Here is a 26,677-nt window from a genome sequence, read left to right on the forward strand (position 1 = left end):
TATCCGCAAAATTACATGAAAGAATAACTTCCTACTTCCCATTTTACATTTCATTCTTACAGGTCTATAATAGTAACAGATTATTCTTGGAGGTTTTTATGTCATTTTTATCAAAAAATGGAGCAGGCATCTTGGCCTGCCTTCTCATTTCAATCGTATCTTGGTACTTAGGAGGATTCTTCCCTGTGATTGGCGCATCCGTCTTTGCGATTTTCATAGGCATGCTTCTCCATCCCTTTCTCTCGCCCTATAAACAACTGGATGCTGGATTGACCTTTAGTTCTAAAAAATTGCTCCAGTATGCCGTTATCTTGCTCGGCTTTGGACTTAATATCTCGCAAGTCTTCGCAGTTGGGCAATCTTCGCTCCCTGTTATTCTTTCCACCATCTCAATAGCCTTGATTGTAGCCTATCTTTTCCAACGTTTCTTTGCACTAGATACAAAACTGGCTACCTTGATTGGGGTAGGTTCTTCCATCTGTGGGGGTTCTGCCATTGCTGCGACAGCACCCGTTATCCATGCCAAGGAAAAGGAAGTAGCCCAAGCTATCTCCGTTATCTTTTTCTTCAATGTCTTGGCTGCGCTCATCTTCCCAACCCTCGGCACCTGGCTTCACTTATCTAATGAAGGATTCGCCCTCTTTGCAGGAACAGCCGTCAATGACACTTCCTCCGTAACAGCTACAGCTAGCGCCTGGGACAGCCTTTACCAAAGCAATACCCTCGAGTCTGCAACCATTGTCAAACTCACACGAACCTTGGCCATTATCCCTATCACGCTCTTTCTCTCCTACTGGCAAAGTCGCGAGCAAAAAAATAAGCAAGGTCTGCAACTGAAAAAAGTCTTCCCACTTTTTATCCTTTACTTTATCCTCGCATCTCTCCTAACCACCCTACTGACCTCTCTTGGTGTGTCCAGTAATTTCTTTACCCCTCTCAAACAATTTTCCAAATTTCTTATTGTCATGGCTATGAGCGCTATCGGTCTCAAAACCAATCTCATTGGATTGGTCAAATCCAGCGGCAAATCCATTCTCCTTGGAGCACTTTGCTGGATCGCCATCATCCTCACCAGTCTTGGTATGCAGACCCTTATCGGTATTTTCTAATACCCTTCTAAAATTTCTTCAAACCACGTCAACGTCGCCTTGCCGTAGGTATGGTTACTGACTTCGTCAGTTCTATCCACAACCTCAAAACTGTGTTTTGAGCTGACTTCGTCAGTTCTATCCACAACCTCAAAACTGTGTTTTGAGCTGACTTCGTCAGTTCTATCTACAACCTCAAAACAGTGTTTTGAGCAACCTGCGGCTAGTTTCCTAGTTTGCTCCTTGATTTTCATTGAGTATAACACAAAAGGTAGCCCATCAGCTACCTTTTTCTTATGCTTCCTCAATCAAGCGTGTATGTTCTCTCTTGATACAGCGATTCATGACAATATCATCACATCCCCCAGCACGCAAGATCTCTTCTGCTTCTGAACTTTCAAGCCCGAGTTGCGCCCAGAAAATCTTGGCATCTGCTTTTAGAAAATCACGCGCCACATCTGGCAGAAACTCACTGCGGCGGTAAACATTGACAATATCTACAGGAAAAGGAAGCTCTGCTAAGCTTGCATAGGCCTTTTCTCCCAAGATTTCACTACCTGCAGCCTTGGGATTGACTGGGATGATTTTATAACCCCGAGCCTGCATTTCCTTAGTCACTCGATTGCTGGTCGTTTCCTCACGATCAGACAAACCCACCACAGCAAGGGTTTTACTCGTTGCTAAATACTGACGAATCACGCCATCACTTGGATTGATAAATTCTTGACTCATAGAAATCCTCCTTTTTCATCAGTATAGCACATTTTGAAAAGGCTTGCAGATTTTTGCTATAAAAGGAGGGCTTTGTCCCTCCTCTTCATCATAACAAAATTTATTTAGCCTCGTACCAGGTCGCCCCGTCATTTTCATCTGCAATCAGAGGAACACTAAGCTCGATCGCTTCTTCCATGGTTTGTTTGACCAATTTTTTCATCTCTGCCAATTCAGATTTAGGAACCTCAAGGACGATTTCATCGTGCACTTGCAACAGCATCTTGGTCTGATAACAGCCTGCAACCAAGGCTTTATCCAGCTGAATCATAGCAATCTTGAGAATATCTGCCGCCGAACCCTGGATAGGAGAGTTGATGGCAGTCCGCTCCGCAAAACCACGAATATTAAAGTTTCGCGAATTGATATCTGGCAACTCACGACGACGCTTGAAGAGGGTCTCTACATAGCCCTTATCACGCGCCTCACGCACCACTTCATCCATGTAGTTTTTAATACCTGGGAAGCGTTCAAAGTAGGTATCAATGTAGGCTTTGGCTTCCTTACGGCTAATGCCCAGATTATTAGACAAACCAAAATCTGAAATCCCATAAACCACTCCAAAGTTAACGGCCTTGGCATTGCGACGATCGTTTGCAGTCACATCCTCCGGGCGTTCAATTCCAAATACCCGCATAGCTGTCGAAGTATGGATATCCGCTCCCTCTTTAAATGCTTGAATCAGGTGCTCATCCTTGGAAATATGCGCCAAAACACGCAATTCAATCTGAGAATAGTCCGAGCTGAGAAGGACACTATCCTCCCATTCTGGAACAAAAGCCTTCCTAATCAAGCGCCCTTGCTCCAAACGCACAGGGATATTTTGCAAGTTGGGATCCACACTAGACAGACGACCTGTTTGTGTCAAATCCTGCACATAACGAGTATGAATCTTGCCATCTGCTAAAATCCAGTCCTGCAAGCCAATCACATAAGTAGATTGAATCTTGGCAATCTGACGGTAATCTAAGATTTTCTTAACAATCGGGGCAATAGGTGCCAGGCGTTCCAAGACATCCACCGCAGTCGAGTATCCAGTTTTGGTTTTCTTAGTGTATTCTAAAGGTAACCCCAATTTTTCAAAGAGAAGTACACCCAATTGCTTAGGCGAGTTGATATTAAATTCCTCACCAGCCAGTTCATAAATCTCCTGAGTGAGTTTTTCAATAACAAGCTCATTTTCAACCTGCATCTCAAGCAAGGTCTCTTTTTTAACCTTAATCCCAGCAATTTCCATCTTAGCAAGGACAAAGGCTAGAGGTTGCTCCATATCATAAAGAAGCTCTGATTGCCCATTTTCGCTGAGTTTTTCAAGCAAAACAGGCTCTGTTTCGACCAAAACAGCAAGCTTACGAGCCAAATGTTCCAAGAATGTCTCACGTGCAGGAATGGCTCTCTTGACACCCTTACCATAGAAAGTTTCATCATCGACCAAATAAGTCTGACCATAAAGACTAGCAATAGTCGCAATTTCATTGTCCTCCACAGTCGAAAGGAGGTATTTAGCCAAACGGCTATCAAAGGCAGGAGCCTGCAAATCCACACCCAAACGATGCAAGAGAACTTTAGCCTTTTTAAAATCATAAACTCTCAAAGGTGTTTTTTCTAGAAAATCCTTGAAAATCGAATCTTTCAAAAGCTCAAGCTTGTCTGTTGCATAGAGCTTATCGCCACAAGACCAAGCAAAACCAACCAAATCATCCGTGTGGTAATTCTCACCAAAAAGCTCAAAGTGGAAGATAGACTCTTCACTCAGCATATCTTGACTAATTTGGTCAACAATAGTAAAGTCCAAGCTCTCAGCCACATCAGCTGACGACACATTTAAAGCCTGCTTGAGTTGTTTAAAACCCATCTCATCGTAGAATTTACCAAGATTCTCTACATCTGGACCACTATAGACCAAATCCTCCAAACCAATCTCAATCGGTGCCTTGGTATCAATGGTCGCCAGTGTTTTAGACAAAAAGGCCTGCTCCTTGTCATTGATAAGGTTTTCCTTCATCTTAGAAGCCTTCATCCCATCAATGTTTTCATAAATTCCCTCAAGCGAACCATAATCCAACAAAAGCTTGATGCCAGTCTTTTCACCAATCTTGGTTACACCAGGGATATTATCCGACTTGTCCCCCATAAGTGCCTTAAGATCGATAAACTGAGTCGGTGTGATCCCCATCTTTTCCATGAGATAATCTGGCGTAAAGGCCTCAAACTCAGCCACACCTTTCTTGGAAATCTCAACCACCGTATGCTCATCCGTCAGCTGAATCAAGTCCTTATCCCCACTGACAATGGTAATATCAAAACCATCCTGCTCAGCTAGCTTATCCAGCGTCCCAATGATATCATCCGCTTCATACTGAACTAACTCATAATGACGAATCCCCATATGATCCAGCAATTCACGAATGAAAGGAAATTGCTCACGAAACTCATCAGGAGTCTTAGCCCGACCACCCTTATAGTCCGCATACATCTCTGTACGGAAGGTCGTCTTTCCCGCATCAAATGCCACCAAAATATGACTTGGCTCAACCCGCTCCAACAAATGGCTCAACATCAACTGAAATCCATAGATAGCATTGGTATGCAAACCAGCCGCATTCTTAAAACGGTCCAACTGCTGATAGAGAGCAAAAAACGCCCGAAAAGCAACAGAAGAGCCATCAATCAATAATAATTTTTTCTTATCCATACTCCCATTATAAAGGAAAGCGAGCAAAAATACCATTGAGAATAACTAGACCTACTATTTTTCTATCTTTCCAAATAAATAGCTAGATTCCCAATTAATGAAGTAGAAGCTAACAAAAAATACTCTATCAAGCAATCGTTAAGCCGCTTAATAGAGCATTCTAACTATAACCCATTTCTTTTTGCTTCTCGTAACAACAAAGCAAGTAGCTAGGCTCTCTTAGCGCTCGACGATAAGAGCAGTTCCCATTCCTCCACCGATACAAAGCGTTGCAAGCCCACGTTTTGCATCACGTTTTTGCATTTCATGAAGAAGGGTAACCAATATACGGCAGCCTGAAGCTCCGATTGGGTGACCTAGTGAAATAGCTCCACCATTAACATTCACTTTTTCTAAGTTCAGATTTAGTTCTTTAGCAACTGCACAGGCCTGAGCAGCAAATGCTTCATTTGATTCTACTAAATCAAGATCTGCAACCGTAAGCCCAGCTTTTTCAAGTGCTTTACGAGATGCATAAATGGGACCACATCCCATCACTTTTGGATCTAAACCTGCACTTGCATAAGATTTGATAGTTGCTAAGACAGGGACACCCAATTCTTTGGCCTTTTCAGCACTCATCACTACAACTGCTGCTGCACCATCATTGATACCTGAAGAATTACCAGCAGTGACACTCCCATCTTTTTGAAAGGCTGGACGAAGTTTCGAAAGACCTTCAAGTGAAACATCTTTTCTGGGAAATTCATCCGTATCAAATACAAGAGACTCACCTCGTCTTTGTGGAATCTCAACTGGAATAATCTCTTCTTTAAACCGACCAGTCTCAATTGCCTCAAGAGCACGGTTTTGAGATCTGAGGGCAAAGTTGTCTTGATCTTCACGAGTAATTCCATATTGTTCAGCAACATTTTCAGCTGTAATCCCCATGTGATAATCTTCAAATCCATCTGTCAAGCCATCCCGAAGCATAGTATCCACTACTGTAGCATTTCCCATTCGAGAACCCCAACGTTGATTTGGAAGAATATAGGGAGCTTGGCTCATATTCTCAGCGCCACCAGCAACAACTACTTCTGCATCTCCACATAAAACTGCTTGGACTGCCAATTGAACAGCTTTCAAACCAGACCCGCACACTTTATTGATTGTGAATGCTGGAACAGTAACAGGTACACCTGCATGAATACTCATTTGACGGGCTACATTTTGTCCTAGACCTGCCCCCAAAACATTCCCCATGATTACTTCATCAACTTGCTCCGGTTCCAAGCCAGCTCTTTCAATCGCATTCTTGATTACCAAGCTTCCTAAATCAACAGCAGAAATATCTTTTAAACTTCCTCCAAAAGACCCTATAGGGGTACGAACTGCCGCAACAATAACTACTTCTGTCATCTCTTTCTCCTTATTATCTTAGTTCTAAAAAATCTATCTTAGTCAACATTCAAAGTTCTCTACTTCAATATTTTTCTTCAATCAAAGTACTAGACCAATCACAATCATAAATCACCTATTAAATGTAAAAATTATTTCTTTTTGAAAAGATTTCTCAAGCATATTCACTATAACACAAATCAGAGCACTTTACCATCAGAACTTAACAGTAGAATACTTGGTTCATACAATGTATTTCTAAAACATAAAAAGAGCTCCACTTCAAATTAAAAATAGAGAATCACTAAAAATTTTTATTAGGAAAAAGAAAAACCCTAAAAATCAGACTGATTGCCTAACCTTTAGAGTTAAATCATTAATCATTTTGTCGTTCACCTATTGAAATTCCTTGACATCCCCATCGTAGGTCGCCCAGTCTTTACTGAAGAAACGATCGTTTAAGTGATAGTCGGGAGCTGAAGTTGAATTGGACAAGAAAGGATCAACTGCCTTGTCAAAAGCAAGCCAACCCAACCAACCAATATGGATGGTATCCTTAACAAAATAAGGATCTCCTCCATTTTTTGAAAAGTCAGCAATATTAGTAAATCCTTGACTCTCTAATTGATGGCGAATTTTTTGCACCGTTTGTTGGTACATATCCTCTCGTAGACCAGCGTAGTCCATCCATTTTTTATTAACAGGTGGAATGATAAAAATCGGATTTACCTTGGATTTAGAAAACTGGGTTAAAACCAACTGCAAGTCATTATACTCTGGCGACTTGAGATAGGTATGTGTTTTCTGAGAACCTTTTAATTTCTTCAAATCCTTTTTAATCTGAGTAGTATAGAAATAATTTTCTATTCCTAAATCATTATTAGAAGTATTCTTTTCGGCATCTGCTTTAACAATATCTTCTATGGCTTGATAAGAAAACTGATCTGGTAAGGTTTTTAAATATCTACCCACATGCTTATCATAATTGGCATAGCCCCTAACAGAAAACTGACCAAAAAAGGAAGCTTGGCGTTCATTAAACCGAGCCAATAATTCAATCATTTCATTGTCTGTATTCGACAATTCTTCTTTACTTGCCAACTTCTGAACCAGTTTCTTCATAGCTACGTTGGGAAACTGCTGTAGTAAGCGAGTCGCTGCATATTGACTAGCCTGATCTCCAGATTGATGTTCCAGAAAACTGGTCAACTGGTCTCCATTAAAATATTCCTGGAAAGCTGCTGGCTCATAACCGTTTTTACTGAACCACTGAGGTGAGATAACATACACAACTTGTTTATTCTCTAGCTGTGGCAACATCTGTTGCATCCCAAAATACTGGTTAAGCGATGCAGCTCCCCTCTGTCCTAAAAGATAGGGGCGGTAGGAGCGATTGTATTTCTCAGCCAAGACTGCAGGATGAGCGCCGTCAAAACGAAGCCATTCACTGGAGCCAAAGAAGGGAACAAAACGCATATTTGGATCAGATAGTGCTCTGACCTTTTGACTTCGCTCCTTAAAACTACCGATAGTAGTAGCCACTGCTGAACGCTTTTCAGATCCTAGATTATGACGCATCTCAGTAGGATAAAAGAAAATGAGCAGAAAAACCAACAAACCAGCTATCAAGACCGGTCCGAAGATCATCCATAGACGCTTAAGCATTTTGCAGCTCCGCAATGCCTGCTATGATTTTATTAGCTGTATTCCAGTCATCGCGACCAAACTCTGTCACAGGGACACGAATATCAAAACGGTTTTCAATCTCAACAATCAACTCAACCGTTCCCATACTATCCAAGACACCTGCATCAAAAAGATCTTCATCCATCATGTCAGAAACATCTTCCATAAACAACTCATCAATAATTTCGATAACTTCTGATTTGATATCCATATTTTATTTCCTTTATTTTTTAAACCATAGATCATTCAAAAATCCAGAAAAGATTAAGAATGACAACATGACGACATGGAAGGTGACAACCATGCCAAACAATTGAATCCATCTATTCTCAGGTAGAGCAGCCTTCCCAGCTTTTTTCCGTTCTTTATTGAGCAATTTTTTCTTTCGAATCCAGGCATCGTTGATAACCAAGCCCAATCCATGAAAAAGGCCATAAGCAATATAATACCAAGTAATACCATGCCAGAATCCCATTATCAGCATATTGAGTATGTAAGCCACGCTAGAAGTCACATTGCGATTTTTAAAGACCTTCTTTCGGGTCATCACTAGAACCATGCGCATAAAGACAAAGTCACGAAACCAAAAAGATAGACTCATGTGCCAACGATTCCAGAACTCTTTTAAGTCTCTTGATAAAAATGGTTTGTTAAAGTTTACGGGACTGCGAATGCCCATCAAATTTGAAATAGCAAGAGCAAACATAGAGTAGCCTGCAAAATCAAAGAAGAGTTCTAAACCAAAAGTATACATGACTCCAAGTGCGTAAAGATTAAAGACCCCTCCTGTTTGCAAGGCCAAGTTCTTCAAAGGAGGCAATAAAATCTCTCCTAAAATGTGTGCTAGGATAAATTTATATAGAGAACCAAGCATGATATACTTGACAGCCTCTTCGAGCATATCCATCAAGTCTTCTCGGTCTGGGATTTGCTTATAATTTTCATTAAAACGCTTAAAGCGATCAATCGGTCCGCTAGAAAAAGTTGGCATGAAGAGAAGGAAGCGGAGGAATTCCCAAAAAGTCAAAGACTCGATGACTCCATCTCTTAGTTCGATAATAAGCCCGACCGAACGAAAAGTTAGGTAAGAAATCCCCAAAAATCCTAGTAAAGACTGAGTCCCATTGATAGCTGGTTGGAACTTTACAAAGATAATCGGAAGTAGGGATAGAAAACTAACTAGGTAGAAAACCCATTTGCTATCCTTACTTTTTCGATAATACTTGTAAAACAGAATAAGAAGTATCTGCCAGCATAGATAGATAGCTAAAGCAGCTAATTGATTGGTCTTCCCACCTATCAGCATAGTACTGATAAAGAAAAGACTAACCAGCACTTCATACCAGGCAAAGCGTTTCTTGAAAAAGAGGCCAATAAAAATCGGTAAGATCGCTGCAATCACATACACAAAATACTGGGGATTCCCATATGGTTCTAAATGAGGAAGCTGTTTCAAAAACTCCATCATCTGCTATTCACCTCGTTTATCAAGCCCTTGATATCAATCTTCCCATTTGGAGTTAGAGGTAGGCTGTCTCGATAAAGAAATTTCGAAGGCATCATATAAGACATCATGATGTCTGTCAAGTCCTCCTTGATAGCCTTGGTAATATCCATATCACGTTCAAACTGTTCGCGAACACCATCCTTTAAGATGACATAGGCTAGTAGATTTTGTACCTTGTGATCCTTATTGTAACGTGGAACTGCAACAGCTGATTCGATAAAACGAGACTTATTAAGATTTTGAGAAACATCTTCTAACTCTATGCGGTAACCGTTGAACTTAATCTGGAAGTCCATGCGTCCACCGTAGAGAAGCAACCCCTCATCCGTCATGGTTCCCACGTCTCCTGTGTGATAAGCTGGTAGCCCTTCAAACTCAAAGAAGGCTTCCGCTGTTTTTTCCGGATTGTTCATATAACCTTTTGAAACAGCTGGTCCAGAAACGATGATTTCTCCCTGCTGGCCATTTGGCAGTTTCTTGCCCTCCTCATCAATGATAAAGGTTGGCGAATCAGCCTTGGTATAGCCGATTGGTAGGCGTTTGAGAGTCGCTAGCATTTCGTCTGTCACAGCAACTGCTGATAGGGCTACTGTCGCTTCTGTGGGACCATAGGCATTAATAATACGGGCATTTGGGAAACGTTCGCGTAATTTTTGAGCTGTTTTAACCGTCAATTCTTCCCCATCAAAGTAGAAATGGGTGATCGCAGGCATTTTCTCACTATTAAAGTCTTCTGACAGCATGGCCATGTCGGCAAAAGATGGCGTTGATGTCCAGATAGCAATTGGCAATGAAAAGATAGCCGCAAATAGCTGCTTAAAGTCCTGAGTAATAGTCGAAGGAAGAGCAAAAAGCGTCCCACCTAATGCCAAGGTCGGTGCCCAATACATAACAGACAAGTCAAAAGAATAAGGTGGCTGAGCTAGCATTTGCGGACGACTAGGGGTTGCAAATTCTTCATCTGTAATCATCCAGTTGGTAAAGCTGAGAAGATTATCATGGGAAATTTGAACTCCCTTAGGCTTACCAGTCGTACCAGAAGTAAAGATAATGTAGTAATTATCATCACCCTTTACTGGATGCGTGATATCATAGCTAGAACCTTGAGCAAAAGCTTCATGGACTTGCTCTAAATGCAGCACTGGTATACTTGTTTGCTCTAAAGGAAAGTCAGAAATAGCAATAATCAAGCTTGGCTCTGCTACTTCTACAATAGCAGCTACTCGCTCCAAGGCTGAATGATTATCAATTGGAATATAGGCATGCCCCGACTTTGTCAAAGCTACGAAAGTAGCTAACATTTCATACTCTTGACCACCAAAAACAACTACAGGGGATTTTGCAGGTAAGGCTAGTTGATCAATAGCTACAGCCAAACTATCCGAATCTGCCTTTAAATCTCCATAAGTATGCTCTCGTCCCAAAATATTGTAGACAGGATAAGTAGGTTGTATATGAGCAAAATGCTCAATGATTTCAATCATATCTGCTATTGGTTTATGTGACACAATAGGGGTTCTCCTTCGAGTTAAAATTCATTATAAATAAAGCTGCCCTGACCCTGACCAAGATAGCTAAAAAAGTAAAGCAGCCCTAAAAGTATAAGAAAATACAAGGCTGTCCTACCAAGAAAGAGGTAGAGTTCTTTTCTCTGTTTCATCAAGAAAAACCATTCATTTCTGTATTTTTTGTTAAATAAGATGAACTCTTACTATAGTATTTTTCTACCATTGTACCATTTTTTAGGGTAATTTTTCAATTGTTTGCCGTACATTTTCACTGCATTTAAGCTAATTTTAAAGATTATGCGGTTTTTCTATGAATATTTTAAATAAAAAGAGCCTAAGATATTCATCTTAAACTCTTTCAACATAATCATTTTCTAAATTAGAAAAGTGAGAATACAAGCACGGCCAAGACTGCACCGATAACAGGTCCCACAACAGGAATCCAAGCATAAGACCAGTCTCCGTCTCCCTTGTTTGAAATTGGAAGGATACTGTGCATGATACGAGGACCAAGGTCACGAGCTGGGTTCAAGGCATAGCCTGTTGTCCCACCTAGTGATAGACCGATACCGACAATCAAAGTACTCACTGCAAAGGTTCCGATACCTGCCTGAAAATCGTAAAGACCCAAAGCAAAAATTGTCAACACCAAAACAAAGGTTCCAAGGATTTCACTAATCAAGTTTGATACAGTGTCTTTGATAGCTGGTCCTGTGCTGAAAGTAGCCAAAATATTCCCAGCATTTTCTTCTGCTTGATAGTGAGGTTTGAATTGTAACCAAACCAAAATCTGAGCCACCATAGCTCCTGCAAACTGAGCTAAGATATAAGGGAATACTGAAGCCCAAGGTAAGCCACCTTTTAAAGCCACACCAAGCGTCACAGCTGGGTTTAAATGAGCTGGACTGAGTTTTCCAGATACAAAGACTGCAACCGCAACTGCAATCCCCCAACCCATGGCAATGACAATCCAGCCTGAGTTGTTGCTCTTGGTTTTAGGAAGTACCACACCTGCTACAACACCATTCCCTAGAAGAATAAGGATCAAAGTCCCTAGGAATTCTCCAAATAATTCTTTCATCATGTTTCTGTCTCCATTAAAAAGGAGGAGAGGGTAGACTAGGAGTCCTGCCCTCTACCTCTTTTATTTTTCCTTAATTTTTTAATTCTGCTAAATCATTGTTAGCGAGGGCTGCTTGTAAATCAGCACGGTAAGCTGCTTTTTCTTCTTCTGTCCAGTCATAGAATCGTCCCATTTCATCCAGAACTGGCTCTACGATGCTATCCAAGCTGTCACGCATAAAGAGCATATGGTTGGTACGACGAAGAAGGAAGTCAACTGGGCTAAGAGTTAACTCATTTCGCATTGCATAGTGAAGAGACAAGGTATCCGCCAAGCTAAGTCCTGGTGCTTGTTCTAAACTATGAGCAAGAGCAAAGACCTTAGGTACATTTGAACCATAGAGATTTGCTAGGTAATGAGCTTCCTTGCTATCCAAACCACGAGATACTCCGAGCTCAGCAAAAGCTGCGATTTCTGTATCCACACTTGCTGGGTTCAATTCCCCACCTGAAACAGGGTATGTCTTAGAGTTGATGAGTTTAAAGCTACGGTCAAATTCTGCTTTCAAGATCTCAAGCACGCGCTCCATAGCCCCCTCTGCCATCTTACGGTAATCTGTAATCTTACCACCAGCAAGGGTCAAGAGGCCATTGTCGTCACGGTCCAAACTAGAACCACGAGAAACTGCTGATGGATCCAAGTGTTTCTCAGAAGTACTGCTTTCAAGCTTGCTGACAGCGGCTTCAACATCTTCACGTGTTTTTTCTTTAGAGAGGTAAGACTCAACAGTTGCAATCAAGTTGTTAAAGCTTTCATCACTGATGGTACCGTTATTTCCACCATTGTAGTCAGAGGCACTGTTCCCTGCAATCAATGGACGAAGACCAGCCCAGCTACTTTCAATGTCAGCAACAGTAATGTTTGCATCTGGGAAGCGGTTGTTAACAATACCAAGTAGATAATCTACATCTTCTTTAGTCACTTTTGGATGTTCTAAATCACCCGTGTAGTCTGTGTCTGTTGTACCGAAGTAAGTCTTGTTTTCACGTGGAAGTACAAAGACCATACGACCATCTCCCAAACCTGTATCAAAGTAAACTGGTTGAGAAACCTTGATCTTACTTGAATCCACTACCAAGTGAACTCCCTTAGTTGGGCGCATTTGTGAGAATTGTGTTCCCTTATTAGACAAATTGCGTACTTTATCACTCCAAGGACCTGTTGTATTAATAACAAGGCGTGCCTTAATTTCAAAGACTTGGTCTGTCAAGAGATCACGAGCTACCACACCTGTAATCTTGCCACTTTCGTCAAAGAGAAATCCTTCTGCCTTCACATGGTTGGCAATAAGGGCACCATCTTGGTTAGCACGTTTGATGTTTTCAATCACAAGACGCGCATCGTTGTTACGGAAGTCAAGATAAACTCCGCCTCCTACCAAGCCTTCTCTCTTCAAGTTTGGCTGGCGTTCCAAAACTTCTTCCTTGCTCAAAACCTTGTTTGCAGCAGGCGTATTGCTCACACCTGCCAAGAGGTCGTAAAGGTCCATAGCTACTTTCAGACGGAAGAGGCTAAAGGTCGCTCCATCTTCATCGTAAACTGGCAAGAGCATTGGGTCTGGTTTTGGAATATGAGGCGCAATTTGTTGGACCACTGCACGTTCTGAAACCGTATCTGATACAACTTCTACGTCAAATTGCTTAAGGTAACGCAGCCCTCCATGAACCAATTTAGTTGAACGGCTAGATGTTCCTTCTGCGAAGTCTTGCATTTCAATCAAACCAGTATCTAGACCACTAGCTGCAGCCTGTAAAGCTACACCAGCACCAGTAATCCCCCCACCGATAATCAAGAGATCCAAGGTTCGTTCCTGCATTTTTTGAATTGATAATTCACGTGTTTTCTTTGAAAATTCCATATCTACACACTTTCTAATTAAGTCCTGTCATTGTTGAACTGATCTCGTCAGTATTAGTCTTCTTCTGCAAAAACTTGAGTTGCTTTCACAGCTTTCTTCCAACCCTTGTAAAGTTGTTCCTTACGAGATTCATTCATAGATGGCTCAAAGAGTTCTCCAGTTTCATTCAAGAGCTTCAACTCATCCAAGTCTTTCCAGTAACCAACTGCTAAACCTGCGAGGAAGGCTGCACCTAGAGCTGTTGTTTCCAAGTTTTTAGCACGAGCAATGTCAATTCCTAAAATATCAGCTTGGAACTGCATGAGGAAGTTGTTCATGGCTGCGCCACCATCCACTTTCAATACTTGAATAGCTGTTTGAGAGTCTACCTGCATTGTATCAATGATATCACGCACTTGATAAGCAATTGATTGAAGAGTTGCCTTAATAAAATCTTCCTTGCTTGTTCCACGAGTCAAACCAAAGACTGAACCACGAGCATTTTGATTCCAGTATGGTGCACCCAGTCCTGTAAAGGCTGGAACTACATACACTTCATCATCATTGTGTGAATCACGAGCATATTTTTCAGATTCTGGTGAGTTCTCTACCATACGAAGTCCATCACGAAGCCATTGAATCGCACTTCCCGCGATGAAGATGGATCCTTCTAAAGCATAGTAAACCTTACCATTGATACCGTAACCGATAGTTGTCAAAAGATTGTTTTCAGACAACTGCATTTCTTCACCAGTATTCATGATGATGAACGAACCTGTTCCGTAAGTATTTTTAACCATACCAGGTTCAAAGGCTAACTGTCCAAAGAGGGCTGCCTGTTGGTCCCCTGCCATACCTGAGATTGGAACTTCTCCACCATAGAAGTGGAATGGAGCTGTCTTGCCGTAGATTTCAGAGTTAGAACGAACTTCTGGCAACATAGCCTTAGGAATATTGAGGATTTCTAAGATTTCATCATCCCATTTAAGTTCCTTGATATTATAGAGCATAGTACGGGCTGCATTTGAATAATCCGTTACATGAGACGCACCGTCTGTCAATTTCCAAACCAACCAAGTGTCAATAGTACCAAAGAGCAATTCACCCTTTTCAGCTCTCTCTTGCGCTCCCTCTACATGGTCCAAAATCCAACGAACTTTAGTAGCAGAGAAGTAAGCATCGATAATCAAACCAGTCTTTTCATGGAATTTTTCCACATAGCCTTTGCTTTTTAGTTGCTCAGCCAAAGGAGCTGTCTGACGAGATTGCCAAACGATGGCATTGTAGATTGGAAGTCCTGTTTTCTTATCCCAAACAACTGTTGTTTCACGTTGGTTAGTGATCCCGATTGCTTCGATTTGACTTGGTTTCACACCGCTGTCAATAAAAGCACCAGCAATAACAGACTGTACAGAGTTCCAAATTTCATTGGCATTGTGCTCCACCCAACCTGCGTGAGGGAAAATTTGAGTGAACTCTTTTTGACTAGAGCTAACTTTTTCACCTTTTTTGTTAAAGATAATGGCACGAGAACTTGTAGTCCCCTGGTCAATGGCCATAATGTATTTTTCTTGTGACATGTGATGTCCTCCTCATAAAGATCTTGAGGATGTCTCCTCTTTACACTAACTAGTATACAAAATAAAGCGTTTTCCTGTTTATCAACTTTTTTTAATTTTTAAAAAAATGTGAGGAGATTGTGTAAATTTCACAAAAAAAGACCTAGTTTCACTAAGCCTTTTAGCTAAAGAGTAACTGACGAATAGCTGCCAAATCTTCCAAATCCAAGTCGTTTTTTAAATAATAAATCGGAGTCTGTTCTTTCTTATGAACCGGGTTATTTGTAACCAGTATATCGTAATGGCGAGTAGGATTATAGACTTCTATTGTAATAAAACGATTGTATTCTAAATAACGTTTCAAAATAGCTGACATTCTCGAAAAGACAAGAAAACCAGAGGTTAAATCTAGGCCAATCTTCATATGTTGGCCACCATTTTCAGCCATATATTCCATCAACTGGAGCCATTCCCAGATAATCTTTTTATCCAGGTCTGTTCCCTTATGAAAAGCAGGCAAAGCATTAAAAATATCCTCTGCTGTATTTCTAAAATCATGCTCCATCAGCAAATAAGGATGACGATTGTCTAGCTGATACTTGTATTTATCCTGCAAGATATACCCCTTATATAGGTAAACTTGACCACAAAGTTGACTAAGTTCATAAGTGATGTAATCTTCTGTATATTCTCCAAGTAAGTCCTTTTTCTTCATTTCTTGTATCATCTGCGTCAAAAGATCTGCAAGCTGACCACCAAAACCAAGGATATACTCCATACTATGAAGGGGTAAAATACGATGAGAGAGAAGAAAAGAGAAGAAAATCATCATCTCACCATCTTCAGATCCCAAAGGAAGATGTTGTCCAGCAAAAAAGGAAGTAGCTTTTCTCAGTAACCGAATGTAAAAAATATTATCAAAATACCCACGCATTTTTTCTTCTATAACTTGAAACTGGCAGGCGTTCACTCGAAGACGCTGTTGACTAATGTGATTCCACAAAACCAAGTCCAATTTCTGACCTGAAGATAAGCTAGCACCACAGATTTCTTCTAGTATAGCAATCTCCTGCTTTCTCGCAGGCTTTTGCATATGCATTTCCCACTCCTTGCCAGACCAAATCTTGCGGAAAAGACAGAAATAAAAGTAACGAATCTGATGTTCTGGGCCTCGCAAACGACCGTTTTGAATAGACAAGTCAAATTCTGATAAAATATGATTTAAACTTGATAAATGGCGACCAAGCGTTGCCTCACTAATCATCAATTCTTGAGATAATTGATGGGCTAAAAACTGCTGATGATAGAGGAGATAAACTAAAATTTGGTATTTTATGGCATTTTCCAAGAATAAGCTCCGAATTTCTCGCCCTTTGACTGCAGGACCAATTGATAAACTCAAAATTTCATCAGCCAAGCGAATTTTCAGATCCAAGCCTTTTTCCTGAGCCTTGTCGTTGAACAAGACGACATACTTGGTCAAGGTTGCTTTTGAAAATCCAGTTTCTTCCATTGCTTGCTTGACAGTCGTCTGGGATTCTTGTAATAAAAAGGAAAGTACTAAAAATTGACCAGATTCTGCTTTTTCCATCAAGTCGCCTAAATACATTTGTTACCCCTTTCATTTTCTCCCTTTAGCATAACACAAATCTTAAAAATCATGAAATAATCTGTTCATTTTTTTCTTTAAATCCCTACTCAAAACTAGAATATAGCTAGAAACAATAAACACATGGCACCCTCTTTAGTCCTTTTTATGCTAAAATAGTAGCTATGGATAAAATTATTAAAACAATATCAGCAAGTGGGACTTTTCGTGCCTTTGTGCTCGATAGCACTGAGACCGTCCGTGAAGCTCAAGAAAAACATCAAACGCAGGCCAGCTCAACTGTAGCACTTGGTCGCACACTTATCGCTAGCCAGATTCTCGCAGCAAATGAGAAAGGAAATACAAAACTAACTGTTAAAGTACTAGGATCTAGCTCACTTGGTGCCATCATCACTGTTGCAGATACCAAGGGGAACGTAAAAGGCTACGTTCAAAATCCTGGAGTGGACATCAAAAAAACAGCAACTGGCGAAGTACTCGTAGGTCCTTTTGTCGGCAATGGCCAATTCCTCGTTATCACAGACTACGGCATTGGGAATCCTTATACTTCCTTGACCCCACTCATCTCTGGAGAGATTGGGGAAGACCTTGCTTTCTACCTAACAGAAAGCCAACAAACCCCTTCAGCAGTTGGACTCAATGTCCTCTTGGACAAGGATGACAAGGTCAAGGTTGCAGGTGGTTTCCTAGTCCAAGTGTTACCAGGTGCCAAAGAAAAAGAGATTGCCCGCTTTGAAAAACGCATCCAAGAAATGCCTGCTATCTCAACACTTCTTGAAAGTGAAGATCATATTGAAGCGCTTCTAAAAGCTATCTATGGGGACGAACCCTATAAACGTTTATCTGAAGAAGACATCCGTTTTGAGTGCGACTGCAGTCACGACCGCTTTATGAATGCCCTTGCTAGCCTTCCAAGTTCAGATCTTCAAGAAATGAAAGAGGAAGACCACGGTGCAGAAATCACTTGTCAATTCTGCCAAACAACCTACAACTTTGACGATAATGACTTGGAGGAACTCATTCGTGAAAAATCTTAATACACCTTTTATGATTGGCAATGTTGAGATTCCCAATCGTACTGTTTTAGCACCCATGGCTGGCGTGACCAACTCAGCCTTTCGTACCATTGCAAAAGAGCTTGGAGCTGGACTCGTTGTCATGGAAATGGTGTCTGACAAAGGAATTCAATACAACAATGAAAAAACTCTTCACATGCTCCACATTGATGAGGGAGAAAACCCAGTTTCTATTCAACTTTTTGGTAGCGATGAAGATAGTCTCGCGCGCGCAGCAGAATTCATTCAGGAAAATACCAAAACCGATATCGTCGATATCAATATGGGATGCCCTGTAAACAAAATTGTGAAAAACGAAGCGGGAGCTATGTGGCTCAAGGATCCAGACAAAATCTACTCTATCATCAACAAGGTCCAATCTGTTCTTGATATTCCCCTCACAGTTAAAATGCGTACCGGCTGGGCTGATCCTTCTCTAGCAGTAGAGAATGCTCTTGCTGCTGAGGCAGCAGGTGTCTCCGCCCTTGCCATGCATGGCCGTACCCGTGAGCAAATGTATACAGGTCACGCAGACCTTGAAACCCTTCACAAGGTCGCTCAAGCTCTGACCAAGATTCCATTCATCGCTAATGGTGATATCCGCACTGTTCAAGAAGCTAAACAACGTATCGAAGAAGTAGGTGCTGACGCTGTCATGATTGGACGAGCTGCTATGGGCAATCCTTACCTCTTCAACCAAATCAACCATTACTTTGAAACAGGGGAAATTCTACCTGATTTGACCTTTGAAGACAAGATGAAAATCGCCTATGAGCATCTAACACGCTTGATTAATCTCAAAGGAGAAAATGTTGCAGTCCGTGAATTCCGTGGACTAGCACCTCACTATCTCCGTGGAACATCTGGCGCTGCCAAACTCCGTGGGGCTATTTCACAAGCCAGCACTTTGGCAGAAATTGAAGCCCTCTTGCAATTGGAAAAAGCTTAAAATGGTTCATACTGCTCTACTGGTTATCGATATGCAAAAAGCATTTGATAGACCTATCTGGGGAGAACGCAATAACCCTCAAGCTGAACATCAAGCATTGAGAGTACTTGCATATTTTCGTAAACATGCTCTTCCAGTCTTACATGTTCAACACATATCTGACAATCCCCAGTCGCAATTTCATAACAAACAAAATCAGGAGTTTAAAAGTGGATTTGAACCAGTTGCCTCAGAACCTGTCTTTCAAAAAACGGTTAATAGCGCCTTTATTGGAACAAATCTTGAAACATATTTACGAAAAAATCAGATTTGTCATTTAGTCATTGTTGGCTTGACTCTGCCTCATTGTGTATCTACTACGACACGAATGGCAGCAAATCTTGGTTTTGAAGTCACTCTACTAGCAGATGCTACTGCCAGTTTTACCCTATCTAACAAAAACGGTCAGACCATCCCTCCTGAAACTATCCACGAGATTAATCTCCTCTCTCTACAAGATGAGTTTGCTCGAATTCTTACTACAGAAGAATTTTTAACCCAAGTACAAGTATAAAATAATCCGTCAACTCTTATTGAGCTGACGGATTTTCTTTGAGTATTAGAACTGATGATTAACAATTATTCATAAAGGTCTATAGATTCAGTCAGAACTGACCATACTAGTCTACCCCCTTTAGAGCGCTAATCATGTCAATCTTTCTCATACGAAGACTAATAAAATAAGCAGTCCCTAAAGATGTAAACCAGACCAATAACGTAGCAGAAGCAAGGACATACATACTGACATGAGCGGTATACTCAATTCGAATCGTCGAAAATGTTGCTACATATTCTTTCAAAAACCATATGCCTAAAGGAATTCCTACTAGCCACCCAATAAAGGTAGTTAGTATAGTCTCAAAAAGAGTTACCATCTGTAGATATTGATTAGAAAATCCTAATACTTGCAGTGTAGCATAGTCTCTCATTCTCTCTACAAAGTTTAAAGAACCTAGATTATAGAGAACAATAATAACAAGTAATAAAGCAAAGCCAATAATCATTAGAAATACACTCATTAAACTAGCTACAAAATCATAGGCATTTTTTTCTTGGCTCCCTTTTTCAATGACAGATAGAACACCTTTGTCTTGCTTAATAGTATCTTGGTCCACCTCTGACCCAACTAATAAAGTACGGGGAGTAAAATCTCCCCCTGCTTTTTCAAAGACTCTAGCATGAAGATAAGCCCCTTGATTGGTTTCACTTGTGACAATCCCTTTTACTTCAAACTTGTAAGTATGACCATCTTGATAAGGAGTTACAGTTAAAAAATCTCCGACTTTAATACCTGCCAAACGGGCAAATGATCTAGTTACATACAAACCATCATCTTTCAAAGATTCAGCACTCTCTGTTTTTGCTTGTATCATATCTCCATCATCAAATATAATCAATAAACGGTTGTATCCATCATCTGGACTAAAATGTGCTTGTGAAATTTGTACACCTTGCCCACCATATTTAGACTTAGAAGTAGGATAATCCGCCACAGTCAGTCGTTTTGAGTAAGAAAAATCTTCATTATATGCCTTATCAACAAGATGATTCATAGATACAGGCATACCAATTCCAGCAATCAGTAACATCATACTTCCTGCAACTCCCACGATTCCCATCAAAACTCGAATACGATTAAACGAGGCATCCCGAATTGCCCATCTTGAAGGATAAGAAATCCGTTGCCAGATAGAGGAAAATCTTTCCACAAAGACAGGTTTAGCAAGTTTTTCTTTACCTCTTAAAAATATTGCTGGTAAGCCTCTAGCTGACTCTCTAGAAGCTAAATAGGCAGCTAAAATACAAATAATAATGACTACAATACCAACAACTATTGATGAAGATGAATAAGAGATTTGCCATTTTGGAAGTGTAAACATTGACTTTTGAGTTTCTAGTACAAACCATGACATCAAGGGAGATATAGCAAATCCTGTGAAACTTCCTAATAAACTGACTACTAAGCCAAATAAAATATAATGTAAACTGATAGCCTGATTTGAAAAACCTAAAGCCTTTAATACAGCAATCTCTTTTGTTTGGCCATCAATCAAACGCTGAATGGTTGTAAACATAGCTAAAATAGCTAACAAAATAAAGATAAAAGAAAATAAGTAAGATAAATTTCTAATTTGCCCAACTCGATCGGTAGCTTCTGATATTTCAGTTAAACTTTTTTGATCTTGATAAGAAACTAAATCGCCCCCAAAAATAGACTCTAAATCTCCTCGCAAATCTATCTTAGAGCCATAAATTTCTAAGGCATTATCTGACGATAAACCCAGAATTCCTTTTGCAATTTCATTATCTGCAATATAACCGTAGGCATCATTATCAGGATTTGGAGCGATATATTCCATACTACCTGTAAAATAAATCTTATCTGTCGCCTGAACAAATCCTACAATTTCTAAATCTGTCTGTTTCCCTCTTGATGAAATAGAAATTAGATCTCCAATCTGTAATTGATTCTTCTTAGCATAATTCCCATCAATCCAAATCGAATCTTGTTTTCCTTCAGAAAAAGGACTTCCTTCTGTTACTGTAACCAGTTGATTATCTGTAATCGTTTCAAGATTGATTCGTCCGTCAGTCTTGTCTAAACGGACAATATTAGCAAAGCCTTTCTTTTTACTGATAACTTTTTCAACAGAAGATAATAGTTCAACCTGCTTAATTTTTGATTCATCAATTTGTCTCGCTTGAACCCAAACAACAGGAAGTTCAGATTGTTTCAAATAACTCTCTAGACTCTTTTCAAGTCCATGCCAAGCTCCTTGTAGCCCTACAAAGATTAATACACTTAATAGAGACATCAGAAAAACAGAGAAAAATTGTTGCCAGTTTTGCCGAAGATCTCTTAATAATTTTATATGAAGATACCTCATTCCAGCACCTCCTCATTATTCTCTATTTTTTCAATACTTCCATCTTTCAAATATATCACTCGATCTGCAAATTTAGCAAACTCTCTATTATGTGTAACCATTACAACTGCAGCATTCCCATTTCTAGAAACTTCCTTCAATAAAGTTAAAATACTATCACCTGTCTTTGAATCTAACGCTCCTGTAGGTTCATCACACAATAATAGACTAGGCTCTTTAGCCAATGCCCTTGCAATTGATACACGTTGCATTTCACCTCCAGAAAGTTGATTAGGAAAATTATTTTTTCTATGGAGTAAACCAACTTGATCTAAATACATATCGATTTCTTTATTGTTTTTCACTAAATTGGCTGCAATACCTATATTCTCCTTGGCTGTTAAACTTGGAACTAAATTATAAAATTGAAAAACAAAACCAATTTTATCTTTTCGATAAGCAGATAATTCCTTGTCTGTAAATTTTGTTACTAGTTCCTCATCAAATATAAAGGTTCCCGATGTCGCACGATCCATCCCACCAAGTAAATTTAGTAACGTACTTTTCCCTGAACCTGATGGACCTAAAATAACTGTAAATTTCCCTTTCTCAATAGAAAAACTAACTTGATCCAAAGCACGAACTTCTTGATCTCCTACCTTATAAATCTTACTAATATTTTGAAACTGAATCATACATACTCCTAATATCTTGTCATAAATTTTATTTTTTCCTTTAATGTAGGCTCTTCATACTGTTCTATGATACGTTTAGATACTGCTTCCCTGTTTTCTCGTATAACCTTTTCAGCTAAGGAAATAGCCTCATCTACTGGAACAACTATTGGCAACTCATAATGTTGAATGATTTGATTTAACCGTTCTTCCTGACTACCTTTGACGCAATAAGGTGTCAGACCCAAATTCCTATAAGCTTCATATAATTCCTCATCTGATAAATTCCGATACTCTTCAGATACTGGTCTATGCCCATCTGGATCCATTGCAAACTCTACTGGTAGATGGACAACATCTGTATACCACAATTTCGCATGATTCTTAGAGACAACTCCATAAGCAGTCAAATATTTTTTGAAAAATGTTCGACCAGGAATACCTAAAATAGATTTCATCAGTCGATGAATGAATGCTGAGCCTGGATTAATTCCTACCCTCATTCGAACAGTCCCGTAAATCCATTCATTCAATACTGAACCATCTGATAGAAAACTTCCATGTTCCTTGTATAAAATTCCTTCTGTACGAATTCTCTCCTCAAAACGCTTTAGTCCTAGTGCCATCAATTCAGTTGATGACATATCCTGAAATCTTCTGCCAGGATATAAATCTGTCAAAATTTCCCTCGCAGACAAAGCGTCGATTAAGGGAAGTCCCGTTGCAATCGAAAGAGCTGTAGCAGTTGTTGTCTTACCTGTAGAATAAGTGCCTGATATGACTAACCTTAATTCTCTATTTCCCATCACTGTCCCCCTCCATCAGGTAATTTTTGAGCTATTTTACTTTTAAAGACTACCTTATGATCTATATCATATCCGGACATTTCGTAGACTTTCCAATGTTCTTCTCTAATTTTTAACAATCTATTTTTTGAAACACTACCACTAAGCTCCACTACTCCGTTTAAAATTGGTGAATCCAAGTCTGCACTTACTTGCTTCATCCACATGGTATTGCTCTCCTCTCGAGATATCTCTTCAATATGGTAGGCTAACATCTCTGCCATTTGAGAAAAAATAATCAGAAGCTCTAACAAACTATAATAATTCTGTTCTAGACTACCTACACCACTATATTCAATATCTTTGATCAGTACTTGCTCTGCTTTACAAGATATACTACTATCTGAAAACTCAACATCGTATATATCATGTTGTCTATCTCTCAAATGAGTTGATAAAAAATCTCTACCTTGTTCTCCTATAGCAGCTACATTTTCCATACATTCTAATAATTGATATCCTAAACAAACTTTCATATCCATTACCAAGCAATCAAATTCAATTACTTGGTTCGTCATTTTGAAATTTTGTAATTCTAATTTTAAATTTACTAATTCTTCTATAGCTTTTATCCCTGACTTTATCTCAAAATGGCTTAACCTATACTGATTTAAGCTCACTCCTATTCTTTTCAGTATTTCACTTCCAAATAAATGAGCTAATACTATTCCATCTAATGTACTCAGGTGCTGCTGTATGATTTCAGATTGTTTACTAGACCACAAACCTTCTTGATGAAGAGACCCAACCCCTTCTAAAATATTTTTCAACTTATACTCAATGAAAATCAAAGAGCAAACTAGGAAGCTAGCCGCAGGCTGTACTTGAGTACGGCAAGGCGACGCTGACGTAGTTTGAATTTGATTTTCGAAGAGTATTAACTTCATAAGTCGTCCTCTTATACCCTCTGCCAAAATAACGATTTTTATTGTCTCCAAGTAAATAATCTACTGTCAGCATATACTTCTCCAATCTTTTAAACTGACTCTATCTTAAACAAAAAAAGACAAGAAAGAATCCGTAATTTACGAAAACCTTCTTGCCTTTTTAGGATAAATTATAAAGATACGAGATTTAATCGAATAGCCTCACGTACAGCTCCAACTCTACTCGTCACTCCCAACTTTGAACAAATATTTGAAACATGGGTATCCACTGTTCTCCTGCTAACAAATAAACTATTTGCTATCTTTTCATTAGAATATTCTTTTACAATAAGTTCCAATACACTTAACTCCGTATCTGTCAATAGATTATTTTCTTGCTTTTCTAACAAACCATCTGGGATAACGTGATTTCCCTTATAAACAGCATAAATTGCACTTTTAACATCCAAATAAGAACTTTCTTTGGGTAAAAAAGCTTGAATCCCAAAATCCATCGCTCTCTTATGTAACAAAGTGTCATAAAATCCTGATAAAAGAACTATCTTGGGAACTGTATTCAGAAATCTATTTATCTGACTAATAACATCAAATGCCGTTACTCCTTTCAACATAAAATCCATAACTAGCACATCTACCTTTTCATTCTTAAGACAGAGAAGTAAATCTGCTACTTCTGTATAGGACCCAACAATTTCAAAATCATCTTCCTTTAAAAAATAGTTCTCCAATCCTTGTAATACTAAACTGTGATCATCAATCAAAACCAAACGAATCATTTTTCTTCCCTTCTATAGGTATCCGTATCTTCACACTTGTAGGTTCTATATTTATCTGAACAGTTCCCCCCAGTAAATGAACCTTCTCTACAATTCTATTTAAACCAAAATGATGTTCATTAGACTGATAGTTTCCCTTAAAAATACCATCATCTATAACTTCAATTGATAAAATCTTTTCTTTTGTAGATAAATCTACAGTAATTTCTCTAGCATTCCCATGAAGAATACTATTATTTACTAGTTCTTTAACTGTTCTTAATACAAACGTGCCCACTTTATCATTAACTTTTTCTTCATCTATTGAAAAAGTTGTCATAATCGAAACAGTTTCCATCTTCATGAATTGATTTAATATGCTAGTAATAGATTCTTTCAACCCTAATTCATGCACCATTAAAGGATAGATATTGGAACATAAATCTCTTAATTCAAAGACAATATCATCCAACATCTCTAATAAAGCTCCCCTATTAATTTGTTCACTAATTTCTAACTGCTTTTTATAATAAATAACCTTCTGAATTGTAGTATCATGTATAAACGTTGCAATTTCTTCCCTCTCCAATTCAGTAGCTACAAAAGTATGAAAACTACTAAAGATTCCCTCCATCTTATGGCTAATCAACATCATTTTCCTTATTTCAGGTAACAAAGCTAGCGAAAAAAGAAAAGTGTAAAGAACGAAAAAAATTGGAGAAAATTCTCTTAACAACAGACTAAAAAGAATAATTAGACTAGTAAAAAAAACGGCAAATATCAAGTTATATATGAATGGATTCCACTTCCAAGCAACATATATCATTCGTTCTAATATCAAGTTATTCACAATAGAGAACAAAATAAGCAACAATAGAGGAATACTATAAATAAACGAAACTTCCTTACCAATCGGAAAAATATATCCAAAAAATAAAGGAAATAAGGCAAGAACTGCTAAAAATAAAGTATGAATTGGCAACATTTCTCTTCTCTGATAGTAATTTATAAGTATCTTTAACAGTAGGATAACTAAAAAGAAAAATACTAAATAAAATACTCCCCTAGAAAAAAAGATGGTTAAAAAATCAATGGGCTGTATAAGATTATAAACATACAAAAGTTGAGTTATGAGTGAATAGCCCAGTATAATACGAGAAAAGTTAGAAATGGTTGAACCTTTTATCTTTAGGACTAACACTCTAATGAAGATATCCATGAATAATGGAAATAAAGTCAAGTATGAAATTAATAGACTACGACCAAATACATCTCCTATACTTGATGGAATAATAGATAATAACATCAGACTAGTATAAATAATAAAATAAAAATATCGTTTCCCAGTTTTTCCTCTACTTCTGCCTTTTGTGTATGAGCGAAATAACAGTAGAATCAGAAAAGCAATGATTGATAAAACAAGAAAGATAATTTGGCTTGTTCTTTCAGATTCTACTATTAAAATCTTTGAGATTCCTCGATTTAACACTGTCACAGAATGAAGTGGCTCAACAATTAAAAATCGAGATAACAAAAAATCACTATCTGGATTATGCCCATCTATTTGTATAATAGATGATCCTATTATCTCTTGATGATTCGCAAAGCTTCCCAGATTATGGACTTGTCTAACTATCCACTCATTATCATGTTTATCTGCAGTAATTCCACTATACGTTCGGTTACATGTTATAAATAAAAAATAAAGAAAGAAAATAAATAACAAAACTAAAGAAAATCGAAACATTTTTGACTTCATTGTTTGTAACACTCCATATTTCACTTTATTTATATTGATGTTTATTCTACCATTTTTTTATTTAATAAGACAAGTTTTATAGTTAAA

General features: G+C 38.8%; 24 protein-coding genes. 4 read left to right on the plus strand and 20 right to left on the minus strand.

Going from position 1 to position 26,677, the window contains the following annotated elements:
* Positions 1-98: 98 nt before the first annotated feature.
* Positions 99-1,109, plus strand: coding sequence for a YeiH family protein (locus tag QZ114_RS09365; protein WP_295502568.1), 1,011 nt, complete (start codon positions 99-101; stop codon positions 1,107-1,109).
* On the opposite strand, the gene QZ114_RS09370 is transcribed toward QZ114_RS09365, so the two are convergent.
* The 13 genes from QZ114_RS09370 to QZ114_RS09430 form a co-directional block, all read right to left on the minus strand.
* Positions 1,106-1,342, minus strand: a complete 237-nt coding sequence (locus tag QZ114_RS09370; RefSeq protein WP_295502570.1) for a hypothetical protein — start codon at positions 1,340-1,342, stop codon at positions 1,106-1,108. The two genes, QZ114_RS09365 and QZ114_RS09370, sit on opposite strands and share 4 nt — an antisense overlap.
* Before the next feature lie 40 nt (positions 1,343-1,382).
* Positions 1,383-1,820, minus strand: a complete 438-nt coding sequence (locus QZ114_RS09375) for a CoA-binding protein (protein WP_295502572.1) — start codon at positions 1,818-1,820, stop codon at positions 1,383-1,385.
* A gap of 100 nt (positions 1,821-1,920) precedes the next feature.
* Positions 1,921-4,554: a DNA polymerase I gene (gene polA, locus QZ114_RS09380; RefSeq protein WP_295502574.1), complete on the minus strand. Its 2,634-nt coding sequence runs from the start codon at positions 4,552-4,554 to the stop codon at positions 1,921-1,923.
* 219 nt (positions 4,555-4,773) lie between these two features.
* Positions 4,774-5,952: an acetyl-CoA C-acetyltransferase gene (locus QZ114_RS09385; protein ID WP_295502576.1), complete on the minus strand. Its 1,179-nt coding sequence runs from the start codon at positions 5,950-5,952 to the stop codon at positions 4,774-4,776.
* A gap of 375 nt (positions 5,953-6,327) precedes the next feature.
* A complete protein-coding gene (gene dltD / locus QZ114_RS09390) occupies positions 6,328-7,596 on the minus strand; it encodes a D-alanyl-lipoteichoic acid biosynthesis protein DltD (protein WP_295502578.1) in 1,269 nt (422 codons plus the stop codon).
* Positions 7,589-7,828 carry a D-alanine--poly(phosphoribitol) ligase subunit DltC gene (gene dltC / locus QZ114_RS09395; protein ID WP_000351966.1) on the minus strand — a complete coding sequence of 80 codons (240 nt, stop codon included), beginning with the start codon at positions 7,826-7,828 and terminating at the stop codon, positions 7,589-7,591. The genes dltD and dltC overlap by 8 nt, the downstream gene beginning before the upstream one ends.
* Before the next feature lie 12 nt (positions 7,829-7,840).
* Positions 7,841-9,085 carry a D-alanyl-lipoteichoic acid biosynthesis protein DltB gene (gene dltB / locus QZ114_RS09400; RefSeq protein WP_295502580.1) on the minus strand — a complete coding sequence of 415 codons (1,245 nt, stop codon included), beginning with the start codon at positions 9,083-9,085 and terminating at the stop codon, positions 7,841-7,843.
* On the minus strand, positions 9,082-10,632 hold the full coding sequence (gene dltA / locus QZ114_RS09405) for a D-alanine--poly(phosphoribitol) ligase subunit DltA (protein WP_295502582.1): 1,551 nt from the start codon (positions 10,630-10,632) through the stop codon (positions 9,082-9,084). The genes dltB and dltA overlap by 4 nt, the downstream gene beginning before the upstream one ends.
* A 20-nt stretch (positions 10,633-10,652) precedes the next feature.
* A complete protein-coding gene (gene dltX, locus QZ114_RS09410) occupies positions 10,653-10,784 on the minus strand; it encodes a teichoic acid D-Ala incorporation-associated protein DltX (RefSeq protein WP_295502584.1) in 132 nt (43 codons plus the stop codon).
* A gap of 227 nt (positions 10,785-11,011) precedes the next feature.
* Entirely contained in the window at positions 11,012-11,716 is a 705-nt protein-coding gene (locus tag QZ114_RS09415; protein WP_295502586.1) for an MIP/aquaporin family protein, read from the minus strand.
* A 70-nt stretch (positions 11,717-11,786) separates the two neighbouring features.
* Complete coding sequence (gene glpO, locus QZ114_RS09420) at positions 11,787-13,613, minus strand: type 1 glycerol-3-phosphate oxidase (RefSeq protein WP_295502588.1); 1,827 nt, start codon at positions 13,611-13,613, stop codon at positions 11,787-11,789.
* 53 nt (positions 13,614-13,666) lie between these two features.
* Complete coding sequence (glpK, locus tag QZ114_RS09425; RefSeq protein ID WP_033684525.1) at positions 13,667-15,172, minus strand: glycerol kinase GlpK; 1,506 nt, start codon at positions 15,170-15,172, stop codon at positions 13,667-13,669.
* 160 nt (positions 15,173-15,332) lie between these two features.
* Positions 15,333-16,760: a helix-turn-helix domain-containing protein gene (locus QZ114_RS09430; RefSeq protein ID WP_295502590.1), complete on the minus strand. Its 1,428-nt coding sequence runs from the start codon at positions 16,758-16,760 to the stop codon at positions 15,333-15,335.
* Positions 16,761-16,924: 164 nt separating this feature from the next.
* On the opposite strand from QZ114_RS09430, the gene hslO reads away from it, so the two are divergent.
* From hslO to QZ114_RS09445, 3 genes are read left to right on the plus strand one after another with little or no spacing between them, the layout of a single operon-like run.
* The gene (gene hslO, locus QZ114_RS09435; protein WP_295502592.1) at positions 16,925-17,797 is read left to right on the plus strand and encodes an Hsp33 family molecular chaperone HslO; all 873 of its coding nucleotides are present in this window, start codon (positions 16,925-16,927) and stop codon (positions 17,795-17,797) included.
* Positions 17,784-18,764 carry a tRNA dihydrouridine synthase DusB gene (gene dusB, locus QZ114_RS09440; RefSeq protein ID WP_295502594.1) on the plus strand — a complete coding sequence of 327 codons (981 nt, stop codon included), beginning with the start codon at positions 17,784-17,786 and terminating at the stop codon, positions 18,762-18,764. Before hslO ends, dusB begins: the two co-directional genes overlap by 14 nt.
* Position 18,765: 1 nt before the next feature.
* Positions 18,766-19,317, plus strand: a complete 552-nt coding sequence (locus QZ114_RS09445; protein ID WP_295502596.1) for a cysteine hydrolase family protein — start codon at positions 18,766-18,768, stop codon at positions 19,315-19,317.
* A gap of 106 nt (positions 19,318-19,423) precedes the next feature.
* On the opposite strand, the gene QZ114_RS09450 is transcribed toward QZ114_RS09445, so the two are convergent.
* The 7 genes from QZ114_RS09450 to QZ114_RS09475 all read right to left on the minus strand — a co-directional run bounded on the left by QZ114_RS09450 (position 19,424) and on the right by QZ114_RS09475 (position 26,590).
* Positions 19,424-21,691 (minus strand): ABC transporter permease, encoded by a 2,268-nt coding sequence (locus QZ114_RS09450; RefSeq protein WP_295502598.1) that lies wholly within the window; start codon positions 21,689-21,691, stop codon positions 19,424-19,426.
* A complete protein-coding gene (locus QZ114_RS09455) occupies positions 21,688-22,365 on the minus strand; it encodes an ABC transporter ATP-binding protein (RefSeq protein ID WP_295502600.1) in 678 nt (225 codons plus the stop codon). Before QZ114_RS09455 ends, QZ114_RS09450 begins: the two co-directional genes overlap by 4 nt.
* 8 nt (positions 22,366-22,373) lie before the next feature.
* Positions 22,374-23,150: an AAA family ATPase gene (locus QZ114_RS09460; protein ID WP_042901842.1), complete on the minus strand. Its 777-nt coding sequence runs from the start codon at positions 23,148-23,150 to the stop codon at positions 22,374-22,376.
* On the minus strand, positions 23,150-24,067 hold the full coding sequence (locus QZ114_RS09465; RefSeq protein WP_366926351.1) for an AvrD family protein: 918 nt from the start codon (positions 24,065-24,067) through the stop codon (positions 23,150-23,152). Before QZ114_RS09465 ends, QZ114_RS09460 begins: the two co-directional genes overlap by 1 nt.
* Positions 23,997-24,149 (minus strand): AvrD family protein, encoded by a 153-nt coding sequence (locus QZ114_RS09885; protein ID WP_135783544.1) that lies wholly within the window; start codon positions 24,147-24,149, stop codon positions 23,997-23,999. Before QZ114_RS09885 ends, QZ114_RS09465 begins: the two co-directional genes overlap by 71 nt.
* Before the next feature lie 97 nt (positions 24,150-24,246).
* Positions 24,247-24,852 (minus strand): response regulator transcription factor, encoded by a 606-nt coding sequence (locus tag QZ114_RS09470; RefSeq protein WP_295502605.1) that lies wholly within the window; start codon positions 24,850-24,852, stop codon positions 24,247-24,249.
* The gene (locus QZ114_RS09475) at positions 24,830-26,590 is read right to left on the minus strand and encodes a sensor histidine kinase (RefSeq protein WP_295502607.1); all 1,761 of its coding nucleotides are present in this window, start codon (positions 26,588-26,590) and stop codon (positions 24,830-24,832) included. The genes QZ114_RS09470 and QZ114_RS09475 overlap by 23 nt, the downstream gene beginning before the upstream one ends.
* Positions 26,591-26,677: the final 87 nt, after the last annotated feature.

The organism is uncultured Streptococcus sp., from assembly GCF_901875575.1.
In the GTDB taxonomy this organism is placed as follows: domain Bacteria; phylum Bacillota; class Bacilli; order Lactobacillales; family Streptococcaceae; genus Streptococcus.

Excerpts from the sequence above, each read along its gene's own strand:
- QZ114_RS09460 (WP_042901842.1), bottom strand. The coding sequence starts at position 23,150 with ATGGGAAATAGAGAATTAAGGTTAGTCATATCAGGCACTTATTCTACA.
- QZ114_RS09455 (WP_295502600.1), bottom strand. The coding sequence starts at position 22,365 with ATGATTCAGTTTCAAAATATTAGTAAGATTTATAAGGTAGGAGATCAA.
- QZ114_RS09375 (WP_295502572.1), bottom strand. The coding sequence starts at position 1,820 with ATGAGTCAAGAATTTATCAATCCAAGTGATGGCGTGATTCGTCAGTAT.
- QZ114_RS09430 (WP_295502590.1), bottom strand. The coding sequence starts at position 16,760 with ATGTATTTAGGCGACTTGATGGAAAAAGCAGAATCTGGTCAATTTTTA.
- QZ114_RS09475 (WP_295502607.1), bottom strand. The coding sequence starts at position 26,590 with ATGAAGTCAAAAATGTTTCGATTTTCTTTAGTTTTGTTATTTATTTTC.
- QZ114_RS09470 (WP_295502605.1), bottom strand. The coding sequence starts at position 24,852 with ATGATTCGTTTGGTTTTGATTGATGATCACAGTTTAGTATTACAAGGA.
- dltX (WP_295502584.1), bottom strand. The coding sequence starts at position 10,784 with ATGAAACAGAGAAAAGAACTCTACCTCTTTCTTGGTAGGACAGCCTTG.
- QZ114_RS09385 (WP_295502576.1), bottom strand. The coding sequence starts at position 5,952 with ATGACAGAAGTAGTTATTGTTGCGGCAGTTCGTACCCCTATAGGGTCT.
- QZ114_RS09885 (WP_135783544.1), bottom strand. The coding sequence starts at position 24,149 with ATGCTGACAGTAGATTATTTACTTGGAGACAATAAAAATCGTTATTTT.
- QZ114_RS09370 (WP_295502570.1), bottom strand. The coding sequence starts at position 1,342 with ATGAAAATCAAGGAGCAAACTAGGAAACTAGCCGCAGGTTGCTCAAAA.
- QZ114_RS09450 (WP_295502598.1), bottom strand. The coding sequence starts at position 21,691 with ATGAGGTATCTTCATATAAAATTATTAAGAGATCTTCGGCAAAACTGG.
- dltD (WP_295502578.1), bottom strand. The coding sequence starts at position 7,596 with ATGCTTAAGCGTCTATGGATGATCTTCGGACCGGTCTTGATAGCTGGT.
- dltB (WP_295502580.1), bottom strand. The coding sequence starts at position 9,085 with ATGATGGAGTTTTTGAAACAGCTTCCTCATTTAGAACCATATGGGAAT.
- dltC (WP_000351966.1), bottom strand. The coding sequence starts at position 7,828 with ATGGATATCAAATCAGAAGTTATCGAAATTATTGATGAGTTGTTTATG.
- hslO (WP_295502592.1), top strand. The coding sequence starts at position 16,925 with ATGGATAAAATTATTAAAACAATATCAGCAAGTGGGACTTTTCGTGCC.
- glpK (WP_033684525.1), bottom strand. The coding sequence starts at position 15,172 with ATGTCACAAGAAAAATACATTATGGCCATTGACCAGGGGACTACAAGT.
- QZ114_RS09365 (WP_295502568.1), top strand. The coding sequence starts at position 99 with ATGTCATTTTTATCAAAAAATGGAGCAGGCATCTTGGCCTGCCTTCTC.
- QZ114_RS09445 (WP_295502596.1), top strand. The coding sequence starts at position 18,766 with ATGGTTCATACTGCTCTACTGGTTATCGATATGCAAAAAGCATTTGAT.
- glpO (WP_295502588.1), bottom strand. The coding sequence starts at position 13,613 with ATGGAATTTTCAAAGAAAACACGTGAATTATCAATTCAAAAAATGCAG.
- QZ114_RS09415 (WP_295502586.1), bottom strand. The coding sequence starts at position 11,716 with ATGATGAAAGAATTATTTGGAGAATTCCTAGGGACTTTGATCCTTATT.
- polA (WP_295502574.1), bottom strand. The coding sequence starts at position 4,554 with ATGGATAAGAAAAAATTATTATTGATTGATGGCTCTTCTGTTGCTTTT.